Raw genomic sequence first — 18,733 nt, 5'->3', positions numbered from 1 at the left:
CTAAAATAATTTCTTGTCTAATATTTTTTAAGTTTTTTAGCAATATAATGATTTGAATATAGAAATTTATCGCTAGAATCTATAATTATCCCACCTGCTTCCTTAATAAAAAGCTCAAATGCATAATATAATGTAAAATTTAATAATGATAAACATATTAAATCCGCTTTACCTGATGCTACAAGCATAGCACCATAGCAAGGAGAACCAAAAGATCTAATATTCTCTACCTTTATCTCCTCCAAATCATTATGATTTACATCTTCAATAATTGCTAAACAGTTTTTTAAATCGGCATTATCGGAAACTCTAAGCCTTAATCCTTGATAATTAGAGTTTAAATTATTTTTTTCTATCCAAGCTCCCTTACCTTTTTCAGCATAATAAATTTCATTAAGAGCAGGAAAATATATTACTGTAGAAGTAGGAGTTAAAACGTCTTGATTCCTTTTTAAATAAGTTACGGATATCGCAAAAAAAGGTATGCTTCTGGTGAAATTATTTGGGCTATCTATAGGATTAATTAAAAAAACACTCTCATAATTATTATTTAAATCGAATTTATCCTCCAGAAAAAATAAATATTGTGTATGTTTTTGTAATTCTTCACATAATAAAGTTTTTAATTTTAAATAAGATCGCTTACAAAATTCTTCATTTCTTACAGAATTTTTTTGTAGCATTTCGAGTTCTAAAAAATCTCTATGCAAAAACTTAACAGCTTTACGCAGAGCATTAATTAATAAATTAGTTATAGGTTGCATTTGATATTTTTAATTTAAGATATTAGTTTTAGAAATTATGTCGTATGGCTTTAAAAAATCGATACCATTCCTAGCTAAAAGCATTGCCTGAGTGGATGCTGAAAGTTGTCATTGCAAAGGAAAACTGTAAGTTTTGAGCAAGCAATCTCAGGATATTTGATGAGATTGCCACGCAGCTTACAGCTGCTTACAATGACAGGATGGTATCCACATATGGGCAATACCTTCGCTGGGATGACATCCATAGTTCAATAAAACAGCTTACTTCGCTCGCTCGACATATGTCATATCATCAGTTTTAACAACAATTTTTGCTCCTATTTCTAAATAGTGCGGGACCTTAATTTTAATACCGTTTTCTAAAATTGCTGGTTTATAAGAAGCGGTAGCGGTTGCTCCTTTTATTACCGGATCAGTTTCACTAATTTCAAGTATAACAGTTGGAGGAAGCTCAATATTTAAAGGCTTGTCATTATAAAATTCGACTTTAACAATCATATTTTCAGTTAAGAAAGATAATTTTTCTTCTAACATTTCCTTGGGAATACTTATTTGATCAAAATGTTTGGTATCCATTAATACCAAATCATCACCTTCAAAATATAAAAATTGATAATCTTTTTGTTCAAGTCCGGCTTTTTCTAAATAATCGGAAGAACTGAATCTTTCGTTACGCTTTATCCCTGTTTTTAAATTTTTCATCTCAACTTGTACATAAGCTCCACCTTTCCCGGGTTGAGTATGTTCCGGTGTTTTGTTGACAACCCATAAATCATTATTATAAACTAATATGTTACCTGTTCTAATTGAATTTGCTGAAATTTTCATATATCATACATTTAAGACTTAAAATTAAAGTATAAATATATAAATTATTTCCTTTAAAAACAAGAATTTAATCTTATGACCACAATATTAGTAGTAGATGATATAGAACCCAATATTAAGTTACTAACAGCAAAACTTTTAAAAGAGTATTATACGGTTCTTACTGCAAATAGCGGCAAAGAAGCACTAGCAATGCTTAAAAAAGGACAAATTGATATTATACTGCTTGATGTTATGATGCCGGGAATGGATGGATTTGAGGTATGTAAAACGATAAAAACCGATCCGGGAACTACTCATATACCGGTTGTAATGGTAACTGCACTTTCCGATATTGATGATCGAGTTAAAGGTCTTGAAGCAGGAGCTGATGAGTTTTTAACAAAGCCGATTAATGATACTGCTCTATTTGTAAGACTTAAATCGCTATCTAGAATGAAAAGCTTAATTGATGAGTTAAAGCTTCGTAATAGCACTAATGCATTATTAGGCATAACAAATATTGAAATGCATGACACTTTTGCAGATAAAAAAATATTACTAATTAATGATGATGTGGTACAAGCTAAAAATATAAAACAAATGTTACTTAAGATTACCCAAAACGTAAAGGTAATAAGTAATTCTGATGAATTAGATATTATAAATGAATATACCCCTGATTTAGTAATTATCAGTAGTACGCTCGAAAATGACGATCCTTTGAGAATCAGTGTTATTTTAAGAGGTAAAGCAGAAATAAACGGCGTAGTAATAATTTTACAAATTGATGAAGACGGTATGTCTTCGGTTGTGAAAGGTATTGAACTCGGTATTAATGATTATTTCGTTTATCCTATAGAGGAAAGCGAATTGCTTGCTAGAATTAGAACACAATTAAGACGTAAACAATATCAAGATAATTTACGTAATGATCTTGAACAAAGTGTCAATTTAGCAGCTAAAGACAGTCTAACCGGCTTATTTAATCGTCGCTATTTCGATATACATCTTAAACAAATGATTGAGAAAGCTAATAAAGAAAGTATTAAATTATATTTACTTATGTGCGATATCGACAATTTTAAACATGTAAACGATACTTACGGTCATCAAGCAGGTGATAAGGTTTTAACAATTGTATCCCGTATTTTGAAGAATACTCTCAGAGTAACAGACTTAATAGCAAGATTCGGCGGTGAAGAATTTACTATACTCTTAACGAATATAGATATTTCTAAAGCAATTGAAACTGCGGAGAGAGTTAGAGTTAAAATAGAATATATGGATTTTCATATTGAAGATCAAATTGAACCTTTAAAAACAACTATTTCAATCGGAGTTACGAAATATAAAAAAGAAGAATCAATAGAATCTTTCATTGAACGTGCTGACAAAGCTATGTATGAAGCTAAAGCAACGGGTAAAAATAAAGTAGTAAAATTATAATTGATTTTTTAAAGTAAAAAAATAATGAGTAATTCTTCTAAAAAACATCTTGATTTACCATATAGACCAGGAGTCGGCATGATGATATTAAATGCCGATAACCATATATTCGTCGGTAAAAGAATAGATACAAAAATATCTGCATGGCAAATGCCGCAAGGTGGGATAGTTCCTGGCGAAACACCAAGTATTGCAGCAATGCGTGAGATGTTAGAAGAAATAGGTAGCGATAAAGGATATATTATTGCCGAAAGCAAATTCTGGTATAGTTATGATGTACCAAGCTTTTTAATACCTAAACTGTGGAACGGTAATTTTCGTGGACAAAAACAACGCTGGTTTTTAATTAGGTTTACCGGAAATAACGAAGATATTAATATAAATACCTCTAATCCGGAATTTAACCAATGGCGTTGGGCATCACTTGATGAACTCTTATCTATTATAATACCATTTAAACGTAAACTTTATCAAGCCGTCGTAAAAGAATTTGAATTATTAATTCAGTAAAAATTTTATATAGTAAAAGCAGTTGAATTATGTTCAATTTCTTTTACTATACTTAATTTATTTAGAGCCTCTTGATCCTCTATTTGACCTAAACATATATTATGTTGATCACTATCATCATGGTAATCAGAATTTATATGTACCTTAATGTTATTAGCTATGTATCTTGTGCCTAATATACTTAATGTTACTATGCTGTTGTAATATAGATAAATATAGTACTGGTAGAGCAGCACTATTTACCTCTTTATCACCTTCAATTCATTCATTTATAGCACTAAATAATGTATCATTGCCTAAAGTAAATACAACACACTTATTTGTTCCTCTAGACAATAAACTAATATCTTTATCACAACTAGATTCAATCATATAATATGTATTATCATTCTTTGTTAGGTTATAATTATTATCACCGATTATATGTGCAGTAAATGCATTTGCTAGATTAGATATAGTTATATTAGCAATAAAATCTTTTACTTCTCTTACATGAAATAAATTTACTTAGACAGTAATTTGTTGTTTCAGTTTCCCAATTAACCGTATCAATTTGAGCTTCCGGCATTAAAAATCATGAATTTATATCTTCAAACACAAATTTTAGCTCTCTAACCAATCCACATAAAATATACTTTTTATCAGCAATATGTACCAAGATATGATCAGAATACTCATCTAAAAAATATGTAGAGGCATTAGAAAAAGGTTTTAAATGTATAGAATATACCTTATTTCTATCAAGACTTTGGTCATAACTATTTTCACTAGAATCAGCTGGTATTAAATACATGGTATGCATCTTTTCTCACTTAATACTGTCATAGTTTTTTCTATATCAAAGTTAAAATATTGATCTTTATAAGGCTTATCTGCAAGTGTATAATGCCACCACCCAATTTTACATGCTTTAAAATTATGTTTTTACATCTTAGAATGTACGTTTTGCTAAATATTGCTTATCAATTAATTTACTGTCATGAGGTAAAGCTTCATCAAATAAGTCAAAAGAAGTATACATGTCTACCGTATTGTCATCTAAACAGGATTATAACACGCGCGTCTTTCAGCTTTCTCTTAATGACTTCAGGATTATTATTAACTTCCTTCTGAAACTTTATTGTTGATCAATCTACAGTACTAGATCTTTCAGCTATATAACCTAATATAAAACATTTAGACTTATCTATATATGGTTAAAAGCTTTCCTTATTTTTTTGATCAATATTATTTTGCTTCATCTTAAAAAATGTTGTATAGTTTTTTGTGGTCTATATGCATATAACCAGTGAATAACCATCTTTTTGTATCTCAGCTTGTATTGCTTTAAGAGCCTTAACAGTTTCTATAGTTAAAATTGCTTCCGGTGCTTTATAACCATCTACCTTTTTATCAACAAAATTTTCATCTGAATAATAATGCATATTTTGAATAATTGTAGGGTCGATATCTTTCAGATACACGAACCCTTTAGGTAAGAATTTAGCATATATTGGAAGAAAGCTCATAAATATAAAATTAAACTTGTTAAAATCAATTTCATAAAATGTTAGGCTTTGTAAAGATTTCTAATTGATTTGTTATTTTGAGATATTTTTTAAATCAAATCGTTTTAGAGATCTTCACAGACCCTAATATATAAAATAGACCTCGTGCATAATCTCTTTCTAAAGGTAATTTGTATGTTGATCCGGTACTCGAATCCTTACATAGATTTGGCTACGCTCCGGGTCTATGTTCCGTACCACCTTCAAATTCCTCCTTATAAAATAGGTTATGCAAGAAGTCTAATATTTATTATACAAAATTTTATTAAAAACTATAGGACTGTTAACAGTACTATAGTAAACTCAACCCCATTTTGTGACAAGCACGAAGGTAGAGCCTATATATATAATAGACGAGAGGATGAACAACGAAGCACAAAGTTCAAATCAGCTTACTATAGAACTGTCAAAAAGACGGATGAATGGTAGCGAGGGAGGGATTTGAACCCCCGACACACGGATTATGATTCCGTCGCTCTAACCAGCTGAGCTACCCCGCCAGGGGAAAAGTGTTTATATAATTTGTTAAGAAGTATCATTCTAGATAAAAGCGGTTGCATGGCTTGGAAAATGTACTTAGTGTCATACCGTGGTTTGACCACGGTATCCCCAAAAAACAACTTTAAATACTAATAATTTAAATATTTTAAGCTGGATCCCATGATCAAGTCGCGGGATGACAATAAAAAAATTGATCCATGCAACAATTGACTAGTAACTTCTCAAATTTTATCTTAACGTTTAGAGAATTGTGTTTTCTTACGTGCTTTACGTTGTCCGTATTTCTTACGCTCTACTACCCTAGAATCACGTGTTAAAAGACCGCCTTTACGCAAAATAGCATGAAAATCCGGAGCAGATTTATCTAAAGCTTTAGAAATTCCATGTAAAATAGCACCTTTCTGTCCTGAAACTCCTCCACCTCTAACAGTACAAATTACATCATACTGATCAATAGTTTTTGTTAAGACAAAAGGCTGTAAGATAGTTTTTACATAAGTTTCAGAAGGAAAATACTGGACTATTGTTTTTTTATTAACAACTATTTTTCCTTTTCCTACTTTAAGCCATACTCGTGCTATAGCATTTTTTCTTTTACCTGTAGCATAAAACTTACCTAAATTATCTATTTTTTCTTTAGGAGTTTTTAATACTAAAGGTTCTTTAGTTAACTGCTTTTCTACTTTTTCTGTTTTAATTTTTAACTCGGGCATATTCTATTACTTTTTATTTTTTGGATTTTGGCTTGCAAAATCATAAACAGCAGGTTGCTGTGCCATATGAGGATGATCACCATTTACATAAACATGCAAATTACTCATTTGCTTAGCACCTAAAGCATTTCTTGTAATCATTCTTTTTACGGCCATTTTAATAACTCTCTCAGGGTGTTTACCACTTAAGATTTTACCTGCCGTAGTATCTTTGATCCCACCTGGAAATCCTGTATATCTGTAATATATTTTTCCGTCTTTGGGATTTGCTTTTTTACCTGTTAATTTTACATGCTCTGCATTTATTATGATTATATTATCACCACAATCTAAATGAGGTGTAAAGCTAGGCTTATGCTTACCGCGTAACATATTAGCAACTCTGCTAGCGAGTCGTCCTAGTACAATATTTTTTGCGTCTATGACCCACCATTTCTTTTTAATTTCCGATGGCTTTGCCGAGTAAGTTTTCACAATAGTATCTTTTTAATTAGAATTTAAAATTAAAGAATCAAGCAATACACTTAATAGCATTAATACCCACTATCTGTCAAGCTAAATATAATTTATTTACTTCCGAATATTATTTTTCTATCGGTAGAAAAATATAAATTATTATTTGCTCTTAGCCCATAATAACGAATATTTTTTATAATTTTGACAATATGAGGTATCATGTTTAATCTATTATTATCAACATCAAAACTATATAAAACACCGTTAACGGAAATAACATTTAAACTTCGCTTATTGTTATTATCAACTCCAACAAAAGGTACTAAAAAAGCAGCAGATTTTAGTTTCTTAGGATCTTGTCCATTATTTAAATCAGCTACAAACTTTACTTTCCCTGTTTCAGGATTAAAGGCTGCTATTTGTCTAGCATTATTTGTTACAAATAGGCTATTACCGATTAAAGACATTGATTGAATATCCTCAGCATTTACCTGCCAAATCACACTGCCGGTTGCTATATTAAGCTTAATAAGCTTACCAAGACCGGTTGCTATATACAGATTCATATTATCATGAACGGGAGTACATAAAATACTTGATTCGTCCAAATTCGGTATAGCTGTACGATCATTAAGATTTGTAAACTCAAAATTCCATTTTACTTCACCGCTTGTTATATTTAAGGCAAGTATTTGCCCGGAATTATAAGTTACTATTACATTGTCATACTGTACTATCGGCGTCATAAAATAACTAGCCGACAAAACTTCTGCTAGGCTTTCATGTTCCCACACGGTTTTTAAAGTTTCTGCATTTAAAGCAATAGTTTGATTACTGATAGTTTGCACTAAGACAGTATTATCATTGAGTACAATAGGCTTAATTCTAATAATATCCGGAAGTTCTTTTCTAATTATTTCATAACCTGATTTTGCATCTAGCACTACTAACAATCTTGAACCGTATGTTACGTATAATTTTCCGTTATGGTGTAAAATTCCGCCACCTATATAATTATTTTTTTTATGTCTACTTAAATTATAAGACCAAATAATCTTATTTTTCTCTATAGAAAATGCAGAAACATTCGATCTAATATCCAATGCATAAATCATATCGCCTATAAAAACCGGCTCGGTAACCGTTTTGCTTCTAGCAAAACTATACTGTTTGTTCTTAAGCATATTTGCATTAAATGCATATATATTTGCATTAGAATCTAAATATATAGGCTCATGAGTCTGAAGTGCTAATTTAGGAGTCAACTCAACAATATTTTTTACCCTTTTTGGTCCAAGCCCGTTACATGAAATTAAAATAAACGGTAATAACAGAAGTGCTATTTTTTTTGTCATATTTTTCCTTAAGTACGAATTATTATTTATTTAAATTTATAAGCAATGCTTTAGCATGATCTTTTATTAGATCAGATACATTATTTGAAATTAATAAATTTTTTAGATTTTTTTCTGCTTGCGGTTTCATATTATTCTTAATATCCCACATAGCTTTTATAATAGTTGCTGTAGCCCAAAAAGGTTTTTGCTCGTCATCAAAATAGTTTAAATATTTGGTCAATTTCTCTTTATCTTGAATATTTAGATTTTGATCATCAATCACAAGACCACACCATGAAATACGTGCATAAGAAGTAGAAATTTCGGAATATTCTTTATGTTCAATAATTTTATTAAGCAAGTCTTTCGCTTCTGAATATTTTTTTTCTGAAATCTTTATGGCTACTTGTTCTAATGCAGCTATTTCTTTGATTTTAGTATTACTAGTAGTAACTAAACTCTCTAAAGTATTCAAAGCTAATTCTTCATTATCTTTTGTTGTTTCCAAACCAATAGTCTTAACAAGAATATCTCCGTTTTTTTGGTTATTTTTAATTCTTTTATCTTTATTATTATTAATAACAACCATTATAGTAATAGCTATTATAGAAATGATTATTATTATAGGTAAAAGCTTTTTGAAAAAAATTAACCTTTTTTCTTCATTTTGATCACTCAGTACTTCATCCAAAATATCAGTCATATTTTATTATTTTTATTTATTTTTACAGCCAAATTTAATCTTAGCATCTTCTGCCATTTTCTTGGATGCGGCAGTTCTATTAGTTGGAAATTCCCTATCAAGCTTAGCAAGCATATTACATACTTCCTGAATTTTTTTTAGTTCACCTAAAGAAAGTGCTAACTTCAATAACCCATCGGAAGATTTTGCCCCTTTCGGTGACTCTTTATAGCCTTTTAAATAGTTAACTGCTGCCCTGTTATAGTCTTTTTGTTTAAAAAAGCATTCCCCATACCAGAAATAAGCATTACTAATTAGCGAACTGTTAGGATATTTTTGGATAAAATTTTTAAACTTATCTTTTGCTTCAGTAAGTTTATTATCTTTATAAGCAACAAGGGCCAAATCGTAGGCTTGCTTATCAGAAGCTATATCCTTATTAACCGCAATAGGTTTTTTAGGAGCATCATCCAGCATATCTTTAAGCAAAGCTATATCAAAAACATCTTGTTTTTTTGAAGCACCGGCTTCTAAAACTTCAGTATTTTCTTCTTGATTTAAAATATTTGAGTTCTGCGTTAGCATATCAATTTTATGCTGTAAAACCTCAACTTTACCGATTAGCCTTCTGATTTCTTGTTCCTGTTCATCTAGCCTATTTTCAAAATCATTATTTGCTGCATATTTTAAAGGCTTGCTTTTAATAGTTTCGCTTTCTCCGAAAGAAAACATAGAAAATAAAAAAGTAAATAATAAGATAATCAGTTTCATATATTTTTTAAAAATTTATAATTTTTTTATAATACCGAAAATTTTTTAATATTCCACACAATTTTTTATATTTCAATACTACCGTCATATGTAAAAGTTATTGTTATGGTGGTACCTTCATTTATCTTACTTTGCAAATCAAATTTACCGTTCATAAGTTCAACCAACTTTTTAGTAAGCGGCAATCCAAGACCGGTACCTTCATATTTTCTACTAAGCTCACTATCAATTTGACCAAACGCCGATAAAGTTTTTGGGATATCTTTTTCCTCAATACCAATACCGGTATCTATAACTTTTATATACACTAATTCTGCTAACTCATCTTTTTCAAGTGTAATAGTAACACTTCCTCCGGAATTTGTAAATTTCACAGCATTTGATAAAAGATTTAAGAATACTTGTTTTAGCCTTTTTGGATCAGCCTTTATAACCACATGCTCTTTCGGTAATCTACTAATTAAAGCCACTTCGGCTTGATCGGCACGCGGCTTAATAAATATCAGCGAAGAACTAATTAATTTATTTAAATCAAGATCTATACTATCTACTTTTAATTTATCAGCAGAAGCTTTAGAAAGATCTAAAATATCATTAATCATACTAAGCAAATGCTTACCAGCATCATTTATATCTTTAATATAATTTTTACTTTTTTCTGCATCTCTTTCCGACATAAGAATTTCCGAAAAGCCTATTATAGCATTAAGCGGTGTACGCAATTCATGACTAATATTAGCAAAAAACTTTGTATTTGAAGAGCTAGTTTTTTCTACTTTTACTATTTGAGCTTTTAAATTTCTATTTGTTTCAAGCTGCTCCTCAATAATTTTTCTAGCATAGTTAGTATTACTAATAATTATAGTGCAGAATATTATAAAAATAATGATAAAAGTTATAAAAACCTTTTGCTCAAGAGAGGTTATATTTTGCCACTGGTTGGTAATATTAGTGTTAATCTCAAATACTGCATCTACGGGAAAATCTAAATTATTATCTATAACAGGGATATAGCTAGTAACAAAAGAAGCCTCTTCCACTGTTAAATCACTTTCATTTTCTATTACTACCCTTGGTAATAATATATGACTTGTAATACCTTCAAAAGCATCTCGAAGCGGAGCTTTTGAAGTAAAGGATTTTAAAAAAAATTTATCGATTTTTGCGGTCACTATCTCAACCAAACTATCATCTTTATAATTGTCTACACTATACATGTGTAACATATTACTAGTGATGAATTTATTACCTTTGCGATCGTAGAGAGAAATATTAATATTAAGATTGGTGAACCATTGAGCAGTAATCTTTGCAAAATTAATAAAATCTTGATCTTGTAATAGTTTTAAATAATCGAATTTATGTAATTTACTGATTACGTTCTGATGAGTATTCCAAATATTATTAGTGTAAAGTTCTACAATTTTAGTATGTTCCAAAACCACTTGTTTTACTATCATTTCTTTTATCATAAAATAACGATAAAACATCATATTTATGACAATATTAAGAAACAATATAATGAATGACAATCTTACTATATACTTATTATGGTTCATTATAAGACCTAGTAGTTATTTTGAACTCAACTGATGTCATCCCTGTGGAAGGCTTGCTTGCATACCAAATCGTCATTGCGAGTGACTAAAAGGAGCATGGCAATCTCATAAACCATGGTTCCTGAGATTGCGTACGTACAAAACTTACAGTTTTTCCGTAGCTTATGACGAAGAATCTATCCATGCAGCAAAACCGAGAATGATATTATCCTTTCTACTTATCTTCTTGTTTAACTCTCTCTTTTGTTTCCAGCTTCTTATTAAGAATCAACCCTGTAATTACATCATAAGCACGAGCAAATTGATAATCTTTTTTGTATAATTCCGATAATTCATTCTCTTCTTGTTTATTATTTTTGGCTTTTGTTTCTTTTTTATCTTTGTTTTTAGATGAATTATCTTTGTTTTTTTCATTATCATTCTTCAAATAATTTTTTAAAGAACTCTCAGAAAAACGCTTATCTATTTTTTGCACTTCTGGATACTCAACTTTCGCTGGCTCAATTAAAATATCAGGCTCTATCCCTTCTGCTTGAATAGAACGACCACTTGGGGTGTAATATTTAGATATAGTCAGTTTTACGGCAGCCCTAGAATTGATTTGCGTTAAAGCCTGAACTGATCCTTTACCAAAAGACTTAGTGCCAAGTATTATTGCTCTTTTATGATCTTGCAAAGCTCCGGCAACTATTTCCGAGGCAGAGGCAGAATTACCGTTTATTAAAACTATCATAGGTACTTTGGGAGCTTTTAACGAAAACTCATTTGCTTTAGTTTCGCTATTACTTGATGTAGTTCTACCTTTTGTTGTTACAATTACACCAGAATCAATAAAATAATCACTAACGGCAATAGCTTGATCTAGTATACCTCCGGCATTATTACGTAAATCTAGAATTATACCTTTAAGGTCATCTTTACTCTCAGTTTGTAACTTCTTTACTGCTGCCTTCAACTCAGAAATTGTTGACTCATTAAAAGTAGTTATACGTATATATGCAATATTATTTTTTTCTAAATGTGCTTTTATCGGCTTGATTTTTACTATTTCGCGAGTAAGCTCTAGCTCTTGCGGTTTTGCCTCTTCTTCCTTAATTATTAACAATTTAACCTTAGTACCAGGCGTACCACGCATCTCTTTTATAGCTTTATTAGGACCAAGCGTAGAGACTAACTCGTCATTCACGCCTACTATATAATCCCCACCTTTAAGCCCTGCTTTGAAAGCCGGCAAATCGTCAATAGGCGATATTATCTTAATTGCTCCGCTATCATACATTATTTCAACACCGATTCCGCCGAATTCACCTTTTGTAAAAGTAAAAATATCTTCTAAATCCTCATCGGTATAATAGCTTGAATGAGGATCAAGTGAGTTTAACATACCGTTAATTGCTTCATCTATCATTTTTTGCCTATTGGGCACCTGTACATAAGCCTTTTCGATACGTTCAAATACGTCTTGAAATTGCTTATAAGCTTCCTGATTTGATATTTTATTTTCATTTTCTTTTTCTCCTTCTGCAAATGCACAAATAGAATTTATAATAAAAAATAGTGTTATAATTAAACGTAATAACATAATACTCCAAATATGTGTGTTTTTAAGCAAAGTGTCATTGCAAGGAAAATTACGAAGTAATTTGATGAAGCAATCTCCAGGATATTTGACGAAATTGCCGCGTCGCCTACGGCTCCTCGCAATAACGATTAAATATCCAGCTCACTAATAATTTTATCCATTTTAACTAAAGCCTGTTCATAAATAAATTGAAATCTTTTTTCCGGCTTTTTACCCATTAAATCATCTACTATTTTATCGACATTTTGAAAATCTTCTAAAGTTACCTTTAAAAGCGATCTTTTTTCCGGATGCATAGTAGTTTCCTTTAATTGTGCAGGCATCATTTCACCGAGACCTTTAAACCTACCTACTTCAATTTTAGCTTTACTAGCTTTTAATAATTTATCCGTTAACTTAGCTTTTTCCTCTTCATCACCTGCATAATAAGTTTTATTAGACTGCGTTAAACGATAAAGCGGAGGCTTAGCTAGATATAAATGCCCTTCTTCTACCAATTTCGGCATTCGTAAAAAAAAGAAAGTCATTAATAGCGAAGCTATATGAGCACCGTCAACATCTGCATCAGTCATAATAATTATTTTTTCGTAACGCAGATTTTCTTTTTTATAATTCTTTAAACTACCGCAGGCAAGAGCTATTTCTAAATCTTGTATTGCTTGATTATTAACGATTTTCTCAAGCGTAGAACTCGCAACATTTAGAACTTTACCCCATAGCGGTAATACTGCTTGCATTTCTCTATTACGTGCTTGTTTTGCAGAGCCTCCTGCCGAATCACCTTCTACAATAAATAATTCCGTCCCTTCAGGTGAAGTGCGTGTGCAATCGGCAAGTTTACCGGGTAAACGCAATTTTTGAGTGGCATTTTTACGGGAAATATTTTTTTCGTTTTTCTTACTGATTCTAAACTCAGCAATGCTAATTACATGCTCAAGTAAATTAGTAGCTAAAGCTTTATCGCTACTAAGAAAATGGTCAAAATGATCTTTTATTATATTCTCGACCGGTTTACTTACACCGTTTGATACTAATTTTTCCTTAGTTTGTCCTTGAAAAGACGGCTCAGCTATAAAAATAGAAAGTACAACACTTGCGGTTTCTAAAATATCCTCAATAGTTAGATTAGCAACTTTTTTATTCCCTATCATTTCACCATATGCTTTAAGCCCACGTAAAATAGCTAGCTTAAGTCCTTGCTCATGTGCTCCTCCTTGAGGAGTCGGAACAGTATTACAATATGATTGAATAAATGCCGAGCTATCGTTATTTTGCCAACAAATCGCCCATTCAAGTTTTATCCTGTCCGGCGTAGACTCTATATTACCTGCAAAAATTCCTGGAATAACTAAATTATCTAAAGTTATTTTTGAACTTAAATAATCTTTTAAACCGTTTGGGAAACTTATTAATGCCTTTTTAGGTATATCTAACGGTACTTCTACTTCGCATGCCCATTCTATAGTAACACCGCGATATAAATAAGCTTTTGACCTTGCAAGCTCATAAATCTTTTTAGGATTAAAATGTAATTTTTCACTAAAAATTTCCGGATCGGGAGTGAAATTTATTGATGTACCTCTTAGCCTTTTAGATGCTTCTTCACATATTAAATCAGTTAATTTTTCTCCTTTAGAATAACTTTGGCTATATAATTTACCTTGTTTATAAACCTTTATTTCTAAATGTTTAGATAAAGCATTTACTACCGATATTCCAACACCATGCAATCCGCCGGCAGTATGATAAACATTATTTGAGAATTTACCTCCTGAATGAAGAGTAGTTAAAATTACTTCTAAAGCTGATTTGTCAGGAAATTTAGGATGATTATCAATAGGGATACCGCGACCGTTATCAAATATAGTAATACTATGATCATGATGCATTTTTATCGTGATGATACTTGCAAAGCCTGCGACTGCTTCATCCATAGCATTATCCAGCACTTCAGATACTAAATGATGCATAGCATTTGAATCAGTACCCCCGATATACATCCCTGGTCTTTTACGAACAGGCTCAAGCCCCTCTAATACTTCAATATCTTTTGCACTATAGTTATTATCGACTAGCTTATTTTGCTTTTCTTTGTCAAAGCTGAATAAATCACTCATATATTAGAGATTTAATTAATTATTTTCTCTCCTAAATTAAACTATTTAACATAGAAAAGCAATTAAGCTTTAAAGAAATTGTTTGAAAATTCTACATCATTGCGAAGCAAAACTATAAGTTTTGACCAAGCAATCTCAGGATTTTATACAGTCGTTCGCAATGACGATAAAAATAATCTTATCAATTATATCCCTTAGCTTTTATTAACATACAAGCTATGTTGGAGTTTCCTTGAGCTAATGCAATATCTAATGGATATTGGCACTCATCATTTAGAGTAGAAATTTTAATACCTCGTATAACCAAAAATTTTGCTAAATAGTAATTATCGTTATAAATAGCAGCAGTTAGTAATGTCTCACCGCTTCTACCTTTTTCTTGCAATATAGGATAAATTTCAAGTAACGCACGCAACCCAAAAAGATTGTTTCTATCCACTGCTCTAAAAGCATTCTTTACTGCACTACAATAAGATAGATTGGCATAAATATCTTTCTTTTTATTTATATCATTATTATATTTAATAAAACTCTCTACAACTTTTCTTCTTGCAGCACTTGCTATCCATTCTTCTTTCTTTTGGAATAGCTCTATATATGCATACATATCCATCTGCTCTAAAGTCGCCTGCTCTGTTAGTTTACCAAGAACTATATCATCATCAGGTAAAAGTAACATTTGTGTTTCATCTTTAACAAATTTTGTGACCAACTCCGATATTTCATTATTTACGTTATTATTTTGTTTTTGAATCATGACATTTGGAGAACTTACCGGAGACGATTTCTCTTGATTATTTGTAATTTGATTATTATTAATTTGCTTCTCTAAAGGCTGAAGTTGATTCGGTTTCACTACAACAACGGGTATAAGCGACGTATCCCAATTTTGTTTTTTTGGGACATCTGAAACAGCTACAAATGTCTCTTGCGAGTTATTGAGTCCCGCCGAAGAATCGGTTGTAGGGGCTACTTTAGACGGAGTAGTAACGGGTGTATTTGGGCTAGTCGGTGTTATATGCTGTGTAGCAGGTTGATTTGTAGGCATTACTGGAGGTGTAGGTACATTACTAGGTACTACCGGAGTGCCTGCAGGAGGTACTGTTGTCGGCATAGTACTTGATGTAGTATCTTGGGTTACCGGGGGGCTCACCACAGGCAGAGAAACAGCAGGCATATCAGGTATAGAGGGCGGTGCTATCGGTGCTACGCTTTCTTCCTCTTTATTAGCATCAGGAGGGGGATTAAGCGAAATAGGCTTATGCACAGGAGGCAAATTGGTTGATTTATATATTTGCACTGGGCGCTGCAAAGGCACTACATAACTTCCTGCGTGAACCGGAGGCATAGATACTACCGGTCTCGGTACGTTAGGAGTTATAATATTAGAAGCTAAATTTGTATCATTATACTCATTAGAAGCAACTTGTTCTTCATGCACTTCATTACTTGTAACACTAGGTAACGTTGCACTACTAATATCTATAAAAGGTTCAGATGCCTCGGCTTCATTAGATTCCTGAATGTCATGAGAAACTAAATTTACACTACTTTCATGACTGGAATTTGTATGAACGTTATAACTTGTAGCGCTAGGTAATGCTGTATTACCAACATCTATAAACGGCTCAGCTTGTTCATTGTCATTAGGCTCTTGGGAAACTAGCTTTAGTTCTTCTTGATGGGCTGCTTTAGTTTGTTCATTTGCTTGTTTAGAGGATATATCTTTCTTTTTGGGTTTACTAAAAAATTGCTTAAATTTATCAAAAAAAGAAATACCGGCACTAGAGCGAACATTCTTATCTTTAGTATCTACTTCGGCAGCCGGCGGTAATGATGGCGGTAATGACGGAGGTGAAGCATAACTTTGAACTGTCACTAATAATAGATTTATAAAAAATAATATCTTACATAATTTATTTAACATATAATTCCTTATTAAATAATTTATTTGATAGCAGAAGGTTGTTCGATGTCATTCCTGCGGAAGCAGGAATCCAGGGTAAAGCGAGATAAATCGAGCTTTTAATATTAAAAACTTACTGTGTATATACCTTTTAATTGCTGGATTTTTGCTTCCGCAGGAATGACATAAACGAACCATACACCTCCTCCCGCTTTTAGCTAGTAATGACATTCACTCCCCTACCTCTTACTATTCTGTACCAATTTCTTTATCTCAACCTCTACTAACTCTTTAACAAGTACAGGTAAATTTTTATCAAGCCAAACTTTAAGTTCTGGTTTTAACATCCCAACGACTAATTCTTCAAGTGCATTTTTAGATGAGATATTATTATTCAGTTTTTTATCTTTAATAGTATCGGTAAAATTTTTAAAAATATCACCCACCTCTTCAGCAGATTTAGTTGATATTAACTTTTCTTCTTCATCTTGATTTACTATTTCCGTTAGCTCTAATACATCTTTATCTTCGCTATCATTTTCATGAATAGGATTTTTACGCTCGTTTATTACTCCTTTTATCGATTTTAATATGTCTTCTATCGACATATCTTGATTCTTTTTATTTTCCTTACTCACATTAGAAACCTATAAACATTTTCTTTTTAATAGTCTTAAACTCTTCTTCAGGACTAAAATATTTTACTTTAAGTTTTAAACTTTGAGCCGTTAGCTCGCCGGTTAACAATTTCATTTGATATGCCGCAAGTATTGAAGATTTATACGCATCCACACGAGTTATTTTTGCTTCGTATAATTTTTCTTCGGCAGTTAAAACATCTAATATTGTTTTAGATCCGACTATTTCCTCTTGCACAGTACCGTCATATGATATTTGAGCAGCATCCACTCCTTGATTAGCAGCAACAATACGAGATTTTGCTGCTTCAAATCCTTCCCACACACTTACAACTCCTGCTTGGGTCTGTTTTATCGTACTATCAAGCTGAACTGCACTATTTCTTGTTTGATTTTTAGCCGATCTGATTCTTGAATATTGAGCTCCTCCCTCAGGATAAATAGGGACATTTACCGAAAGAGTAGTAGTATAGCTTCTATTATTTATAGCATTTATATCATTTTGTGGATTGTAGTATGTTCTACCGGATTGCAGTTGCACACTTACTTGCGGTAATAATTTCCCTTTTTCTGCCATTTCTAAAGCTTTAGCCACAGTTACATTATGCCTTGCCGAATCAATATCAGGGTTGAGCTTAGCAGCTCTTCCGGTTAACTCATCTAATGAAGCAGGTAACATTTTAGGTAACTCAGGCATAGTTATATTAGTCGGCTCTATTCCAAATACTCTAATAAAATTTGCTTTTTTTCCTTGAAAATCGGCATAAGCAGCTAGTTTATTCGTTTCTGCTGCTGCAAGCCCTGCTCTTGCGGTTGCTATATCTACTTCCGTTGCTTCTCCAAGTCTTAATTTTTCCTCAACGGTGTTAACTTGTTGTATGTTAGTGCGAACTCTACTTTCGGAAATATCATATTTCGCTTTGCTCTCAAAACAATCAAGATACGCAGTTATTAAATTTAATAATATTTTTTGTTCACCAGCATAATATGCACCCCGTGCGGCTTTAAATCCTGCTTGAGCAGCTTTAAGAGCCGCAACGCTAGAACCACCATTAAATAGAGACTGTTGAATTGTTAATGCACCTTGATCACTATCTATTTCCCTTGGAGTAAGATCAAGCCTATCAGCATATTTTTTATTATATTTAGTCTTATTATTTTGTCTATTAATCTGTAATCCAACACTAGGCATAAACCCCGACAAAGCTCGCGGAAACTGCTCAATCGAGTCTAAAAACTTAATTCTAGCAGCTTTCAGCTCCTCATTATTCTTATATCCTTCAGTTAAAGCTTCCTGCAAATCAACTGCTGCAACCAAACTAGTTAGTAATAATGTAACAATAAATGTAGTTAATTTACGCATAAATTTCTTGAATAATTGATAATATGTTAGT

Annotated in this window: 15 protein-coding genes, 1 tRNA gene and 4 pseudogenes; 2 read left to right on the top strand and 18 right to left on the bottom strand. The window is 31.7% G+C overall.

Annotated elements, in window-relative coordinates:
• Window positions 1–17: 17 nt before the first annotated feature.
• Both QUD19_RS03865 and efp read right to left on the bottom strand, forming a co-directional pair.
• Window positions 18–764 carry an inositol monophosphatase family protein gene (locus tag QUD19_RS03865; RefSeq protein WP_498807404.1) on the bottom strand — a complete coding sequence of 249 codons (747 nt, stop codon included), beginning with the start codon at window positions 762–764 and terminating at the stop codon, window positions 18–20.
• A gap of 261 nt (window positions 765–1,025) precedes the next feature.
• Complete coding sequence (efp, locus tag QUD19_RS03860) at window positions 1,026–1,592, bottom strand: elongation factor P (RefSeq protein WP_498807402.1); 567 nt, start codon at window positions 1,590–1,592, stop codon at window positions 1,026–1,028.
• A 75-nt stretch (window positions 1,593–1,667) separates the two neighbouring features.
• Here efp and QUD19_RS03855 point away from each other — a divergent pair, with 75 nt between their 5' ends.
• Entirely contained in the window at window positions 1,668–3,020 is a 1,353-nt protein-coding gene (locus tag QUD19_RS03855; protein WP_498807400.1) for a PleD family two-component system response regulator, read from the top strand.
• Between the two features lie 24 nt (window positions 3,021–3,044).
• On the top strand, window positions 3,045–3,530 hold the full coding sequence (locus QUD19_RS03850) for an RNA pyrophosphohydrolase (protein WP_498807398.1): 486 nt from the start codon (window positions 3,045–3,047) through the stop codon (window positions 3,528–3,530).
• Between the two features lie 574 nt (window positions 3,531–4,104).
• On the opposite strand, the pseudogene QUD19_RS03845 reads toward QUD19_RS03850, so the two are convergent.
• From QUD19_RS03845 to QUD19_RS03770, 16 genes and pseudogenes are all read right to left on the bottom strand, one after another.
• Window positions 4,105–4,317 (bottom strand): annotated as a pseudogene (locus QUD19_RS03845) (hypothetical protein); the annotation flags it as partial.
• Window positions 4,318–4,457: 140 nt separating this feature from the next.
• Window positions 4,458–4,551: pseudogene (locus QUD19_RS03840) on the bottom strand (M15 family metallopeptidase domain-containing protein); the annotation flags it as partial.
• Between the two features lie 325 nt (window positions 4,552–4,876).
• Window positions 4,877–5,073, bottom strand: a pseudogene (locus QUD19_RS03835) (D-alanyl-D-alanine dipeptidase); the annotation flags it as partial.
• A 427-nt stretch (window positions 5,074–5,500) separates the two neighbouring features.
• Window positions 5,501–5,577, bottom strand: a tRNA-Met gene (locus QUD19_RS03830).
• Between the two features lie 234 nt (window positions 5,578–5,811).
• A complete protein-coding gene (gene rpsI / locus QUD19_RS03825) occupies window positions 5,812–6,291 on the bottom strand; it encodes a 30S ribosomal protein S9 (protein WP_498807396.1) in 480 nt (159 codons plus the stop codon).
• Window positions 6,292–6,297: 6 nt separating this feature from the next.
• Window positions 6,298–6,765, bottom strand: a complete 468-nt coding sequence (gene rplM, locus QUD19_RS03820) for a 50S ribosomal protein L13 (protein WP_498807395.1) — start codon at window positions 6,763–6,765, stop codon at window positions 6,298–6,300.
• Window positions 6,766–6,857: 92 nt separating this feature from the next.
• On the bottom strand, window positions 6,858–8,102 hold the full coding sequence (locus QUD19_RS03815) for an outer membrane protein assembly factor BamB (RefSeq protein ID WP_498807393.1): 1,245 nt from the start codon (window positions 8,100–8,102) through the stop codon (window positions 6,858–6,860).
• Between the two features lie 22 nt (window positions 8,103–8,124).
• Window positions 8,125–8,787 (bottom strand): DUF2659 family protein, encoded by a 663-nt coding sequence (locus QUD19_RS03810; RefSeq protein ID WP_498807391.1) that lies wholly within the window; start codon window positions 8,785–8,787, stop codon window positions 8,125–8,127.
• Between the two features lie 12 nt (window positions 8,788–8,799).
• Entirely contained in the window at window positions 8,800–9,537 is a 738-nt protein-coding gene (ybgF, locus tag QUD19_RS03805; RefSeq protein ID WP_498807389.1) for a tol-pal system protein YbgF, read from the bottom strand.
• Window positions 9,538–9,602: 65 nt separating this feature from the next.
• The gene (locus QUD19_RS03800) at window positions 9,603–11,096 is read right to left on the bottom strand and encodes a sensor histidine kinase (RefSeq protein ID WP_498807387.1); all 1,494 of its coding nucleotides are present in this window, start codon (window positions 11,094–11,096) and stop codon (window positions 9,603–9,605) included.
• Window positions 11,097–11,310: 214 nt separating this feature from the next.
• Window positions 11,311–12,678, bottom strand: coding sequence for a S41 family peptidase (locus tag QUD19_RS03795; protein ID WP_498808668.1), 1,368 nt, complete (start codon window positions 12,676–12,678; stop codon window positions 11,311–11,313).
• 128 nt (window positions 12,679–12,806) lie between these two features.
• On the bottom strand, window positions 12,807–14,795 hold the full coding sequence (parE, locus tag QUD19_RS03790; protein WP_498807385.1) for a DNA topoisomerase IV subunit B: 1,989 nt from the start codon (window positions 14,793–14,795) through the stop codon (window positions 12,807–12,809).
• 181 nt (window positions 14,796–14,976) lie between these two features.
• Window positions 14,977–16,722: an ankyrin repeat domain-containing protein gene (locus tag QUD19_RS03785; protein ID WP_498807383.1), complete on the bottom strand. Its 1,746-nt coding sequence runs from the start codon at window positions 16,720–16,722 to the stop codon at window positions 14,977–14,979.
• Window positions 16,712–16,932 (bottom strand): annotated as a pseudogene (locus QUD19_RS03780) (hypothetical protein). The gene QUD19_RS03785 and the pseudogene QUD19_RS03780 overlap by 11 nt, the downstream one beginning before the upstream one ends.
• An 8-nt stretch (window positions 16,933–16,940) precedes the next feature.
• Window positions 16,941–17,339, bottom strand: a complete 399-nt coding sequence (locus QUD19_RS03775; protein ID WP_498807381.1) for a DUF2497 domain-containing protein — start codon at window positions 17,337–17,339, stop codon at window positions 16,941–16,943.
• A gap of 1 nt (window position 17,340) precedes the next feature.
• A complete protein-coding gene (locus tag QUD19_RS03770; RefSeq protein ID WP_498807379.1) occupies window positions 17,341–18,702 on the bottom strand; it encodes a TolC family outer membrane protein in 1,362 nt (453 codons plus the stop codon).
• Between the last annotated feature and the right edge of the window lie 31 nt (window positions 18,703–18,733).

Source organism: Candidatus Rickettsia kotlanii, from assembly GCA_030295365.1.
GTDB classification, from domain to species: Bacteria; Pseudomonadota; Alphaproteobacteria; order Rickettsiales; family Rickettsiaceae; genus Rickettsia; species Rickettsia kotlanii.
The sequence above is the reverse complement of the archived record's forward strand: the minus strand, read 5'-3'. Positions and strand labels throughout refer to the sequence as shown.